Origin of the sequence: Actinoplanes sp. OR16, assembly GCF_004001265.1 — a bacterium.
In the GTDB taxonomy this organism is placed as follows: domain Bacteria; phylum Actinomycetota; class Actinomycetes; order Mycobacteriales; family Micromonosporaceae; genus Actinoplanes.
Genome location: NZ_AP019371.1, coordinates 2,638,520 through 2,651,003, shown reverse-complemented (window position 1 = coordinate 2,651,003; position 12,484 = coordinate 2,638,520). Strand labels below are relative to the sequence as shown.

11 protein-coding genes are annotated in these 12,484 nt (G+C 70.3%); 3 read left to right on the top strand and 8 right to left on the bottom strand.

Annotated features, from left to right (window positions below; translation table 11 throughout):
• Positions 1-169: 169 nt before the first annotated feature.
• Positions 170-982, top strand: coding sequence for a 1,4-dihydroxy-6-naphthoate synthase (locus tag EP757_RS12260; RefSeq protein WP_127545168.1), 813 nt, complete (start codon positions 170-172; stop codon positions 980-982).
• A 15-nt stretch (positions 983-997) separates the two neighbouring features.
• Here EP757_RS12260 and EP757_RS12255 read toward each other — a convergent pair whose 3' ends face one another.
• From EP757_RS12255 to EP757_RS12245, 3 genes are read right to left on the bottom strand one after another with little or no spacing between them, the layout of a single operon-like run.
• Positions 998-1,384, bottom strand: a complete 387-nt coding sequence (locus EP757_RS12255; RefSeq protein ID WP_127545165.1) for a cold-shock protein — start codon at positions 1,382-1,384, stop codon at positions 998-1,000.
• 46 nt (positions 1,385-1,430) lie between these two features.
• Positions 1,431-2,057: an HAD family hydrolase gene (locus tag EP757_RS12250; RefSeq protein WP_127545162.1), complete on the bottom strand. Its 627-nt coding sequence runs from the start codon at positions 2,055-2,057 to the stop codon at positions 1,431-1,433.
• Positions 2,054-2,257, bottom strand: coding sequence for a hypothetical protein (locus tag EP757_RS12245; RefSeq protein ID WP_127545159.1), 204 nt, complete (start codon positions 2,255-2,257; stop codon positions 2,054-2,056). The genes EP757_RS12250 and EP757_RS12245 overlap by 4 nt, the downstream gene beginning before the upstream one ends.
• A gap of 79 nt (positions 2,258-2,336) precedes the next feature.
• Between EP757_RS12245 and EP757_RS12240 the strand changes: the two genes are divergently transcribed.
• Together EP757_RS12240 and EP757_RS12235 are read left to right on the top strand one after the other, a co-directional pair.
• Positions 2,337-4,769 (top strand): helicase-associated domain-containing protein, encoded by a 2,433-nt coding sequence (locus EP757_RS12240; protein ID WP_127545157.1) that lies wholly within the window; start codon positions 2,337-2,339, stop codon positions 4,767-4,769.
• Positions 4,770-4,911: 142 nt separating this feature from the next.
• The gene (locus tag EP757_RS12235) at positions 4,912-6,573 is read left to right on the top strand and encodes a DNA repair helicase XPB (protein WP_127545154.1); all 1,662 of its coding nucleotides are present in this window, start codon (positions 4,912-4,914) and stop codon (positions 6,571-6,573) included.
• On the opposite strand, the gene EP757_RS12230 is transcribed toward EP757_RS12235, so the two are convergent.
• The 5 genes from EP757_RS12230 to EP757_RS12210 form a co-directional block, all read right to left on the bottom strand.
• Positions 6,556-7,251, bottom strand: a complete 696-nt coding sequence (locus tag EP757_RS12230; RefSeq protein WP_127545151.1) for a GntR family transcriptional regulator — start codon at positions 7,249-7,251, stop codon at positions 6,556-6,558. The genes EP757_RS12235 and EP757_RS12230 overlap by 18 nt on opposite strands.
• Positions 7,252-7,271: 20 nt before the next feature.
• Positions 7,272-8,009 carry a tryptophan synthase subunit alpha gene (trpA, locus tag EP757_RS12225; protein ID WP_127545148.1) on the bottom strand — a complete coding sequence of 246 codons (738 nt, stop codon included), beginning with the start codon at positions 8,007-8,009 and terminating at the stop codon, positions 7,272-7,274.
• The gene (trpB, locus tag EP757_RS12220) at positions 8,006-9,196 is read right to left on the bottom strand and encodes a tryptophan synthase subunit beta (protein ID WP_174262531.1); all 1,191 of its coding nucleotides are present in this window, start codon (positions 9,194-9,196) and stop codon (positions 8,006-8,008) included. The genes trpA and trpB overlap by 4 nt, the downstream gene beginning before the upstream one ends.
• Before the next feature lie 148 nt (positions 9,197-9,344).
• Complete coding sequence (locus tag EP757_RS12215) at positions 9,345-10,769, bottom strand: Ig-like domain-containing protein (protein WP_127545143.1); 1,425 nt, start codon at positions 10,767-10,769, stop codon at positions 9,345-9,347.
• A complete protein-coding gene (locus EP757_RS12210) occupies positions 10,766-12,460 on the bottom strand; it encodes an Ig-like domain-containing protein (protein ID WP_127545140.1) in 1,695 nt (564 codons plus the stop codon). Before EP757_RS12210 ends, EP757_RS12215 begins: the two co-directional genes overlap by 4 nt.
• Positions 12,461-12,484: the final 24 nt, after the last annotated feature.

Below are 12,484 nucleotides of genomic sequence, written 5' to 3'. Positions count from 1 at the left end.
GACACCCCCTTGGTCGATCAAGTGATCCAACAAAGCGGAGTGTAAGAATTGTCACGTCATAGATCTAGATGTAAACGCGAATCTTTTTCCTCAGCGCACCGCGCGGTGTGGGGAGCTAGACAGGCGCCGCGATGGGCCTTCCCGGGCGACGGGGGTTAGCGTGAACACCGTGGAGCTGTCACTCGCCGTCTCGCCGTGCCCGAACGACACCTTCGTCTTCCACGCGCTGATCCACGGGCAGGTGCCCGGGGCCCCGCCGGTGAACCTGACCTTCGCCGACGTCGACGTGACGAACACGGCGGCGCTGGACGGCCGGTTCGACCTGGTCAAGGTGAGTTACGCGGCCCTGCCCTGGCTGCTCGACGACTACGAGCTGCTGCACTGCGGCGGCGCGCTCGGCCGTGGCTGCGGCCCGCTCGTGCTGGCCCGGGAGCCGCTGGCCGATCTGACCGGCAAGACCGTCGCGGTGCCCGGTGACCGCACCACCGCGTACCTGCTGTTCCGCCTCTGGTCGGCCGAGCACCCGCCCGCGTCCATCGAGGTCGTGCCGTTCCACGAGATCATGCCGGGGGTCGCCGAGGGCCGGTTCGACGCCGGGCTGGTCATCCACGAGGCGCGGTTCACCTACCAGCGTTACGACCTGGTGGCCCTGGCCGACCTCGGTGAGTGGTGGGAGGGCGACACCGGCCTGCCGATCCCGCTCGGCGCGATCCTGGCGAAGAAGGGCACCGTCGACCCGGTCGAGGCGACCGAATGGGTCCGGGCCTCGCTGCGGCAGGGCTGGCTCGACCCGGCCGCGAGCCGCGACTTCATCCTGGCGAACGCTCAGGAGATGGAGCCGGACGTGGTCCGGCAGCACATCGAGCTCTACGTGAACGAGTTCACCCTGGAACTGGGCAGAGACGGACTCGCCGCCGCCGACGCCCTGCTCGGGCGCGCGGCGGCGGCGGGTCTGACACCTGCGGTGAAGCCGTTCCTGTAGAAAGCTCTCTATATCTCAGATCTCGAACTCCCTGGCGACCGCGTGCACCAGCTGCGCGATCTTCAGGGAGGTCTTCTTGTCCGGGTAACGCCCACGCTGGAGCGACGGCTGCACCGAGCTCTCCAGCACCTTGATCATGTCTTCGATCATGCTGGCCAGCTCGTCCGCCGGGCGGCGGCGGAGCTCGGCCATGGACGGCGGGGCGTCGATCAGCTTCACACCGAGCGCCTGAGCGCCCTTGCGGCTGTCGACCACGCCGAACTCGATCCGCTGACCGGTCTTCAGCTCGGTGACCCCCGTGGGCAGCGCACCCTTGGGCAGGAACACGTCGCCGCCCTCATCGCTGGTGACGAACCCGAATCCCTTCGCCGCGTCGTACCACTTCACTCGACCCGTGGGCACCGCTGACCTCAACTTCACTCAATGGACACAACTGCTCACGGCGAGCCTATCCAGACGCGGGCCCGGACCCAACAGCAATCTCACCCAGCAGCGTGGGAAGACCCGTCAGATCAGGCAATACGTACGTCGCGCCGGCCTTGATCAGGTCGGCCTCGGAGCACGGTCCGGTGGCCACTCCGACGCCCGGGACACCGGCCGTCCGGGCGGCCACCATGTCCGCCGTGTGATCGCCCACATACCAGCGCACACCGTGCTCGACCAGCGCCGACGCCTTGCCCTCGGCGAACAGGTCGCCGGCCAGCTCATCGGCGCGCATACCCAGGTGATCGAGGTGCAAACCGGCCAGCCGGCCCAGCTTGGAGGTCACCACGACGACCCGGAGGCCGGCGGCGCGAGTCGCGGCGAGGGCATCGAGGGCGCCCTTCATCGGCACCGTCGGCTCGATCGCGAACTCCTGGTAGAGAGCCCGGTACGTGACGACCGCGTCCTCGATCTCCTCCGGCCGGAACCAGTACGCCAGCTCGGTGCGCAGCGGCGGACCGAGCCGGGACACCGCGAGGTCGGCGTCGACGTGGACACCGGTGCGGGCGGTGAGCGCCCGGTACGCCTCCCGGATGCCCGGCCGGGAGTCGATCAGGGTCATGTCCAGGTCGAACCCGACTGCCGGCGTCACTCCTGGGTGAAAGTGGGGGTGTAGGTGAGGCTCTCCACCGGGAGCGGGAAGGTGATGTCGTCACCGAACGGCGAAGGAGCGGCAGCGCGGTCGGAGATGAGCTCCGAGACGTGCATCTGACCCTTCATGTCGACTCCCCGGGACGCGCCCTTGGGGCTGGCGGTGACCTGAGTGCCCGGCATGTTGGCCTTCGCTGCCACGATGAGTCCTCCTCGTTCTGGAGGTCCGGCCACGCCCGGACCCACCAACATCGTCCCATGAACGTTAGCGTTGAAGACGATGGCCACCACATTCGCCGATCAACTACGGTCGCTGCCAGACGAGGCTCTGGGCGCGCTCATCCAGCTGCGCCCCGACCTCGTCGTTCCGGTGCCCGCCGACATCTCGGCCCTCGCCGTACGCGCACAGTCCCGCAACTCGGTCGCCCGCTGCCTGGACGGGCTGGACGAGTTCACACTTCTGATCCTGGACGCGGCCCGCCTGAGCCGCGCCACGGACACCGCGCTGACCTCTGTCGACGCGATTCTCCAGCTCACCGAGGGGGTCGACCCCGAGGACGTACGGGTGGCAGTCGACCGCCTCCGCGTCCGCTTCCTTCTGCACGGCCCACCGGAGGCGCTGCAGGTGGTGGGCGCCGTCGACGAGGTCACCTCCCCGTACCCGGCCGGCCTCGGCCGTCCCGCCGACTTCCTGGACCCCGCCGCCGGCGCTCTCGTCGCCGACCGCGCCAAGCTGCGCCGGACCGTGCTCGCCGCCCCGGCCGGGGCTCGAGCCGTCCTGGACCGCCTGGCCGCGGGTCCCCCGATCGGGGCACTCCCGCGCCCGGCCCTCCCGCGCCCCGGCCCGGATGACGATGCGGGCGACAAAGCCGAGGTCGCCGAGCCCATCCGATGGCTCGTCGAGCAGCACATCCTGGTTCCGGTCTCGGAGGCCGGCCGTGCGCCGCGCCCGGACGGTGAGCTGGTCGAGCTGCCCCGCGAGGTCGGCATGCTGCTGCGCCGCGACACCGGGCCGCTCGGCGCGCTGCGCCCGTTCCCGCCGCTGCCGGAGGCGCCGGTCCGCGACCGCAAGGCCGCCGACTCGGCCGGCGCCGGTCAGGTCATGGAGGCGGTCCGGGCCACCGAGGCGATCCTCGAGGCGCTCGCCGCCGAGGCGGCGCCCGTGCTGCGCGCCGGTGGCCTCGGTGTCCGTGACCTCAAGCGCCTGGCCCGGGCCGCGGGTGTCGACGAGCCGGGCGCCGCCCTGCTGATCGAGATCTCGTACGCGGCGGGCCTGCTCGGCGAGTCCGAGGTCAACGCCCGGGCGACGAACGGCGCCGCTCAGGACGTGTTCCTGCCGACCGCCGCCTACGACCTGTGGCGAGCCGCCGGAGTGGCGCACCGCTGGTCGGCACTGGCCCGGTCCTGGCTCGCGATGACCCGCCAGCCCGGCCTGATCGGCCGCCGCGACGAGCGGGACCGCCCGATCAACGCCCTCGCGCCGGACGCCGAACGGGCCGGGGCGCCGCAGGCCCGCCGGGAGGCGCTGGACGCCCTCACCGACCTGGAGCCGGGCGCCGCGCCGGCCGTCGACGACCTGCTCGGCCTGCTCGCCTGGCAGACGCCACGGCGTTCGCGCGGCCGGGAGGTGGCACACCGGGACGCCTACGCCGGCGCCACCCTGCTCGGGGTGACCGGGCTCGGGGCGATCACCTCGTACGCCCGCCTGCTCCTGGCCGACCCGGAACCGGACGAGACCGACCCGCTGGGGCTGCACCCGGCCGAGGCCCCGGCCGACGCGATCCGTTCCCTGGACGCGCTGCTGCCCGCCCCGGTCGACCACATCCTGGTCCAGGCCGACCTCACCGTGGTGGTGCCCGGCCCGCCGGAGCCGGATCTCGCCGGCGAGTTGGACGCGGTCGCCGAGCCGGAGTCGGCGGGCGCCGCCAGCGTGTTCCGGGTCACTCCGGCGAGCGTCCGGCGGGCGCTCGACATCGGTTACCGCGCCGACGACCTGCACACGCTCTTCCGCCGGCGGTCCCGCACGCCGGTGCCGCAGACGCTGACCTATCTGATCGACGACACCGCGCGCAAGCACGGCGGACTGCGCAGCGGCTCGGCCGGGTCCTACCTGCGCAGCGACGACGAGGCCCTGCTCGCCGAGGTGCTCGGTGACAAGCGCCTGGTCCCGGTCGACCTGCGCCGGATCGCGCCGACCGTGCTGGTCAGCCCGCGCCCGGTGGCCCGGCTGCTGGGGGCGCTGCGGGATGCGGGGTACGCCCCGGTGGCCGAGGACGCGGGTGGCGCCATGGTTCTGACTCGGCCCAAAGCGCGGCGGGCTCCCACCCGTACCCCCAGAATCGCCGAACCGCTCGGACCGCCTCTCCTGGCCGGCCCCCGCCTGGCCGGCGTGGTCGAACAACTCCGCCGCGGCGACATCGCGACGCGCGCGGCGCGGAGGGCGCCGGTGACCGTGCGCGCGGCACAGGGCCAGGCGGTGCCCGGACTGACCGCCGTGCAGCAGCACAGTCAGGCCATGGCGGTGCTCCAGCAGGCGGTCCGGGACAAGGTCAAAGTCTGGGTCGGGTACGTCGATTCGCACGGCGCCACCCTGTCCCGCCTGGTCAAACCCGTCTCGATGAGCGCGGGTTACCTCCGCGCCGAGGACGAGCGGGGCGAGAGCCTGCACACCTTCGCCCTGCACCGGATCACCGCCGCGGTGACCGAGGAGTAAGCACCGAAAGCAGGTATTGCCGGGCCGCGTGCCCCCGTATTGCACACGGCCCGGCAACCTATACACGCATCAGCGGCTCGGAATGTTGCATCGAATTTCCGTGGCAAACTGGAGGGTCGGCTTTCTACGGAGGGTTTTGCAGGTGAGCGGCGGACCACTGATCGTGCAATCGGACAAAACCCTGCTCCTCGAGGTGGATCATCCGGACGCGCACGCGTGCCGGATGGCGATCGCACCTTTCGCCGAGCTGGAACGCTCGCCGGAGCACGTACACACCTATCGTCTGACCCCGCTCGGGCTCTGGAACTCCCGGGCGGCCGGCCACGACGCCGAGAGCGTGGTCGACGCTCTCATCAAGTTCTCGCGTTACCCGGTTCCGCATGCGCTGCTCGTCGACATCGCCGAGACCATGGATCGGTACGGACGGTTGCAGCTGCTCAACGACCCGGTCCACGGCCTTGTCCTACGCGGCCTCGACAAGATCGTGCTGGTCGAGGTGGCGAAGTCGAAGAAACTGGCCGGCATGCTCGGCGCCCGGCTGGACGACGAGACGATCGCCGTGCACGGATCCGAGCGCGGCCGGCTCAAGCAGGCTCTCCTCAAGCTCGGCTGGCCCGCCGAGGACCTCGCCGGTTACGTCGACGGCGAGGCGCACGAGATCGCGCTGAAGGAGGACGGCTGGGTCCTCCGGTCCTACCAGCAGGAGGCCGTGGACGGCTTCTGGGCTGGTGGCTCCGGCGTCGTCGTGCTGCCCTGTGGCGCCGGCAAGACCCTGGTCGGCGCGGCAGCGATGGCGACGGCCAAGGCCACCACCCTGATCCTGGTGACGAACACGGTCGCCGGCCGCCAGTGGAAACGCGAGCTGCTGGCCCGCACCACGCTGACCGAGGAGGAGATCGGGGAGTACAGCGGCGAGCGCAAGGAGATCCGCCCGGTCACCATCGCGACGTACCAGGTGCTCACCTCACGCCGCGGCGGCGCCTTCACCCACCTCGACCTCTTCGGGGCACGCGACTGGGGCCTGGTGGTCTACGACGAGGTGCACCTGCTGCCCGCGCCGATCTTCCGGTTCACGGCCGACCTGCAGGCCCGCCGCCGGCTCGGCCTCACCGCCACCCTGGTCCGCGAGGACGGGCGGGAGGGCGACGTGTTCTCGCTGATCGGTCCCAAGCGCTACGACGCCCCGTGGAAGGACATCGAGGCGCAGGGCTGGATCGCCCCGGCCGAGTGTGTCGAGGTCCGGGTCACGCTCACCGATTCGGAGCGGATGACGTACGCGGTGGCCGAGGCCGAGGAGCGCTACCGGATGGCCGCCTCGGCCCGCACCAAGCTGCCGGTGGTGAAGGCGCTGATCGCCAAGCACCCGAACGAGCAGGTCCTGGTCATCGGCGGTTTCCTGGAGCAGCTGCACGAGCTGGGCGAATACCTCGATGCCCCGATCGTGCAGGGCTCCACGACGAACAAGGAGCGCGAGCGCCTCTTCGACGCGTTCCGCGACGGCTCGCTGCGGACGCTGATCCTCTCCAAGGTCGGCAACTTCTCGATCGACCTGCCCGAGGCGGCGGTGGCGATCCAGGTGTCCGGCACCTTCGGCTCCCGCCAGGAGGAGGCCCAGCGGCTCGGCCGGGTGCTGCGCCCGAAGGGTGACGGCCGGCAGGCCCACTTCTACACGGTCGTCTCCCGGGACACGATCGACACCGAGTACGCCGCACACCGCCAGCGTTTCCTGGCCGAGCAGGGCTACGCCTACACCATCGTCGACGCCGACGACGTCCTCGGCCCGCCACTACCGCAGATCGACTGAACTCCACTGCAGGGACAGGCGGGTGGCGGCCCGCTCTGCCCTGATCTCCAGCAGGTCGCCGAGGATGACCGCCCGGTCTTCGACGAGGATCTCGTCGCCGATGCCGTAGGTGGTTCGTTCGCTGACGAAGACCGGGCTGCCCGCGGGCCGTCGCAGGAGTCGGGCGTGGTCGTCGCCCAGGAGGCCGGGGATGATCCGCTCGGAGGCTCGCGCGATGGTGGCGCCGGCTTCGGTCAGCGCTTCGTAAAGCGAGACATTCCGGAAATTTCCGGAATGCACCTTAGCGGCGAACGGTTCGGCGATCTTGGAGCGTTGGTGGATCGCCGGCACGCCGCCGAGCAGGCGTAGACGCTCCAAGATCCCACCCTGGAACGACAGCACCTCGGTCGTCACGTCGTGACCCTGTTCGCGCAGGTCCTCGACGAAACTGCGCAGCGTGTCGACACGGTAGGCGGCATGGGCCGGGGTCACGTAGGTGCCCCGGCCCGCCTGCTGCACGATCAAGCCCTGGTCGCGGAGTTCTTGAAGCGCCTGGCGCAGGGTCATCAGCGTCACGCCGTAACTGGCGCTCAGCTCCCGCTGCGCCGGCAGCGCGTCGCCGGGCCGGTAGACGCCCTCGCGGATCTTCTCGGCCAGGTCGGTGGCGATGCGCCGATAGGCCGGTACTCGATCCGCCATGGTCCTCCTGTCACGGTCTTCTAGACCGCCACAGTATCGAGGGCCGCCCGGAACTCTCCGAGGACCGCGCCCAACTCCTCGGGCTCGCCGCCGTCCAGGATCCGGCGCATCAGCGCGGCGCCGATCACCACGCCGTCCGAGGCCTCGGCGGCGGCCACCGCGTGCTCGGGGCGGGAGATGCCGAAGGCGAGCAGCACCGGCTTCCCGGTGAGTTCCCGCAGGTCCTTCGCCAGCCGGATGCCCTCCTCGGCGACCTGATCGCGCTCGCCGGTCGTGCCCATCGTCGAGACCGCGTAGATCCATCCCCCGCTCCGTGCGGCGATCTCGGCGAGGCGGTCGGGCGGGGTCGTCGGTGCGGCCAGCAGGACGAGGTCGACACCGTGCCGCTCGGCTGCCGTCACGACCGGGCCGGCCTCGTCGATCGGCAGGTCCGGCACGATCAGGCCGGAGACACCGGCCGCGGCCAGGTCGGCGCAGAACCGCTCAGGACCCTTGTTGATCACCAAGTTGTAGTAGGTCATCGCGATGAGCGGCACGGTGAGCGACAGATCAGAGATGTCGCTCAGCACCGACGCCACCGTCACCCCACGGCTCAGCGCGCGGTCCGACGCCTCCTGGATGGTCGGCCCGTCCAGGATCGGATCCGAGAACGGCAGCCCGATCTCGATGGCCGTGGCGCCGTTGCGTTCGTACTCGACCAGGTAGCGCGTCCAATCAGGACGGATACCGCCGGTGACGTAGGGGACCAAGCGCTTCACGATCCAGCCTCCATCGGGCCAGCCTCCATCGGGTCGGCCTCCATCAGGGTCGCCACGTCCTTGTCACCCCGGCCGGAGAGCGTCACCAGGACCGTCGAGAACGGCGGCAGCTCGCCCGTGCCGGCCGCCCGGATCACCCACGCGATGGCGTGCGCCGACTCCAGCGCCGGCAGGATCCCCTCGGTACGGGCCAGCCGGTGCACCGCCGGGACGACCTCGTCATCGCCGACCGTGACGTACCGGGCCCGCCCGATGTCGTTGAGGTGCGCGTGCTCCGGGCCCACCCCCGGGTAGTCAAGCCCCGGCGCGATCGAGTGCGCCTCGCTGACCTGCCCGTTCTCGTCCTGCAGGAGGTACGACCGGAAGCCGTGCAGAACGCCCGTCTGCCCGGACGCGACGGCCGCGCCGCCACTCGCCTCCACGCCGATCAGCTGAGCGCCGGTGTCGGCGAACCCGGCGAACGTCCCGGCCGCGTTCGATCCGCCGCCCACGCAGGCGACCACGTAGTCCGGCACTCCGGTGCTCAGCTCGGCCGCGCACTGCTGCCGCGCCTCGTCCCCGATGACCCGCTGGAACTCCCGGACCATCCAGGGGTACGGATGGGGTCCCATCACCGAGCCGAGGCAGTAGTGCGCCTCGTCGACGCAGGTGACCCACTGCCGCATGGCCTCGCTGGTGGCGTCCTTGAGCGTCCGGCTGCCGCTGGTCACCGGAACCACCTCGGTGCCGAGCATCTTCATCCGGAAGACGTTCAGCGCCTGCCGCTCGATGTCCTTCTCGCCCATGTAGACAGTGACGCCGAGCCCGAGCAGCGCCCCGGCCGTCGCGGTCGCCACGCCGTGCTGCCCGGCGCCGGTCTCGGCGAGCAGCCGCGTCTTGCCCATCCGGCGGGCCAACAGCGCCTGGCCGAGCACGTTGTTGATTTTGTGGGAGCCGGTGTGCGCCAGGTCCTCGCGCTTGAGCAGCACGTTGATGCCGAGCTCGGCGGAGAGCCGCCAGGCCGGGGTGAGTGCTGTCGGCCGTCCGGCGTGCACGGCCAGCAGACGATCCAGATCGCGGCGGAACCGCGGGTCACTCCAGGCGTCCCGGAAGGCCTCCTCGACCCGGGCACAGGCCGGGATCAGCGACTCGGGAACGAAACGGCCCCCGTACTCACCGAACCGGCCGAGCTCGCCCGGCTCCGCCATGACGCTGCCGGAGGGCAACACAAGATCGGACACGACTCACCCCACTGTTCTAGAACTCTACAGTTCTAGAACAGTGTGACACGGCTTGCCGCAAACGCAAACCGGCCCGCCCCCCTGTCGGGAGACGGGCCGGTCGGTGAGACTCGGATCAGCGGCGGTACCAGGTTCGGGTGGACGACGTGGTGAGGTTGCCCGCCTTGTCGTACGCCCGCAGTTGGACCTTGATCTTCTTGCCGTACTTCTTGGTGTTCAGCGAGAACTTGTACGCGGCTTTCTTGTCGACGGCGACGACCTTGCCGTTGACCAGCAGCTCGACCCGGGCCACACCGTTCTTGTCACTAGCCGACGCCGCGACCTTGACGGTCCCCTTGACCTTCGCCTTGTTCTTCGGCGCCTTCGCGAACGCCACAGTGGCCTTGGTGTTGTCGACGGTCACGGTCCGCTTGACCACCGTCGCATTGCCGAGCCGGTCGGTGACCGTCCAGGTCAGCGTCTTCTTGCCGTCCTTGCCGGCGGCGATCGACGACGTGTAGGGCGCCGCGAAGTCGGCCGATGCGCCGGAGAGCCGCGTCTTCCAGATGCCGGACGGGTCCGTGGCCTTGACCGTGCTGGTCAGCCTGCTGCCCCGGAGCAGAGTGCCGGGCGCGGTGATCGCGGCAGACGGCTTGGTGTTGTCGACCACGACGGCGAACTTCCGCGAGGCCATGTGGCCGGTGGCGTCCGTGACGCGCAGTTCCACTGTGGCGTTGCGGCTGGTCGTGCCGGTGTTCCAGTGCCCGTCGGTGGAGACGACCTTGCCGTCCACCAGCCACGTGTAGCGCAGCCGGGTCTCGTCGGTGACGGTCGGGAGGAACGAGCCCCGGCCTCCGACCCGGCCTCGCGGCGCCGAGACGACCTCCGAGCCGACCTGCGTCTGCCAGTCGAGGACGGCACCGATCTGCGGCGCCTCGTTGTCGACGCGGTACTTGGTCAGCAGGGTCTGCCGGTTGCCGGCCTGATCGGTGAGCGTGACGGTCGGGAAGTCGGCCTGCCCTGCGGTGTTCCATAGCAGCGTCCAGCCGCTGGGGTCGAAGACGCCCAGCTCACGGCGGGTGTTCAGCTCGTTGAGCGTCGCCGAGACGGTGTCCCCGGAGACGCCGGTGAGCTGGAGTTTCGCGGTCCCGCCCAGCGCGGCGCCGGCCGCCGGGACGAGGGTCGCGGTGGGCAGGTCCTGGTCCAGCAGAACCCAGGTGGTGGACGAGCCGACGTTGCCGGCGGCGTCGTACGCGCTGAGGATCAGCTCCGCATCCGGCGGACGCAGGCTGCTCAGGTCGGCACGCAGCGTCACGGTCGTCAGGTCCGTGCCCGCCATCGTCGCGAGACGGACCCGCCCGGACGTGAGCTCCACCCTGACCACACCGACGTCGTCGCTGACCGTGGCGGTGATGGTGGGCCGCACGCCGATCAGCCCGGGCGCGATCCCGCTGTCAACGATGGTCGGCGCGGTCTCGTCGTCGGCCTGCTCGGCGGCCGACGCCGGGGCCGGCCCGGCGATGACGAGTGCGGCGGCGAGCACCGCGGCGGCGGCCCTCACGAGCGGTACCAGGTTCGGGTGGACGTCTTCGACACGTTGCCTGCCTTGTCGTACGCGCGGAGCTGGATCTTGATCTTCTTGCCGTACTTCTTGGTGCTGACCGAGAACCGGTAGGCCGCCTTGGTGTCCTTGGCGACCACCTTGCCGTTGACCAGCAGCTCGACCCGAGCCACACCGTTCCTGTCGCTCGCCGCCGCCGTGACCTTGACGGTGCCCTTGACCTTGGCCTTGTTCTTCGGCGCCTTCGTCACTTTCACGGAAGGCGCGGTGTTGTCGACGATCACGGACCGCTTGACGACCGTGCGGTTGCCGAGCTTGTCCCAGACCGTCCAGGTCAGCGTCTTCTTGCCGTCCTTACCGGCCGCGATCGACGAGGCGTAGGGCGCGGCGGTGTCCGCAGCGGCGCCCGAGAGCTGCGCCTTCGCCACACCGGCCGGGTCGCTCGCCCGGATGCTCGACGAGATCCGCGACCCGCGCACCAGGGAGGAAGGCGTCACCCAGGCCACCGAAGGGCCGGAATTGTCGACGATGACGGTCTGGTAGACGCGACGGGAGTTGTTCCAGTGGTCGCTGACCACCCAGCCGAGACGCTGCGGCCCGTCGGCGCCGAGGCGGAACGTCGCCGTGTAGGGCGCGGTCACGTCGTGGTCGAGGCCACCTTCGGTGATCGTGGAGTAGACGCCGGTCTGGTCGGCCAGCTTGAGCGTCGCCTTCAGCGTGGTTCCACGGACCCGGGTGTTCGCCGCCGGCGAGGTGGAGACGACGGTCGGGGCCTGCACGTCGACAGTGACCGGATAGCGGACCACGGTCCGGTTCCCGACCCGGTCCCAGACCCGCCATTCCACGGCGGTGGTGCGTGCGCGGGTGCCGAAGTCATAGGCGACATAGCTCGGCTCACGCCCGCGCAGCGCGCCGTCGATCCACCACTCGGACCGCGCCACACCGGCCCGGTCCGATGCCTCACCCTGAAAAACGTGCAGGCCCGGTCCGACGAGCCCCGGGTGGTCCTCCGGGATGAGGGCGGCCTCGGGTCCGGTCAGGTCGATGTCGAGGAACCGGTAGTAGTCGGTCCGGTTGCCAGCTCTGTCGATCACGCTGACCCGCACAGTCCGGTCACCGCCGGCGAGATCGGCGGTGTTCAGCGGAAGCTTCCAGGGTGCCGACGTGGCCCGGGCGAGCTCCCGGCCGGAGTAGGTCGTCATCACGACGTGGCTGTCCGCGGGCACATCCGACGCGACGAGCGTCAGCGACCTCCCGGCCAGGATCAAGTCGTCATCGGGCAGGACCGTGGCGGTCGGCACTGTCCGGTCGACGATCACCCGCGTCGTGCGGAACTCGCTCCAGTTGCGGGCGGCGTCCTGAACACGGACACCCACCTCGACTTCGGCGCCATCCGGGATGCTGTCGGCAAGCACCACCTGGCCGTAGAGTTTCCCCTGGTAGCGACCGAAAAAGCCGTCACCGGTGCTCTTGCCGTCGACGAAGATCTGCACCCATAAGGGCGCCACGTCATCGGTGGCGATGGGGAAGATCTCGTGGAACGGCCGGATGTATTGACCTTCGGTCAAGCCGGTCGCGCTGACCACCGGCGGTGCGGTGTCGACTGCAGCCGGGTCGTCGGCGGAGGCCGGTCCGGCCGAAGTGAGGATCAAGGACGTGACGACAGCCGCGGACACGGCAGCGCGAAGCATGCTCAACGCGATCTTCCCCCGTTA

Coding starts and splice junctions, on each gene's coding strand:
- EP757_RS12240 (WP_127545157.1), top strand. CDS start 2,337: ATGGCCACCACATTCGCCGATCAACTACGGTCGCTGCCAGACGAGGCT.
- EP757_RS12230 (WP_127545151.1), bottom strand. CDS start 7,251: ATGGCGGATCGAGTACCGGCCTATCGGCGCATCGCCACCGACCTGGCC.
- trpB (WP_174262531.1), bottom strand. CDS start 9,196: ATGGCGGAGCCGGGCGAGCTCGGCCGGTTCGGTGAGTACGGGGGCCGT.
- EP757_RS12210 (WP_127545140.1), bottom strand. CDS start 12,460: ATGCTTCGCGCTGCCGTGTCCGCGGCTGTCGTCACGTCCTTGATCCTC.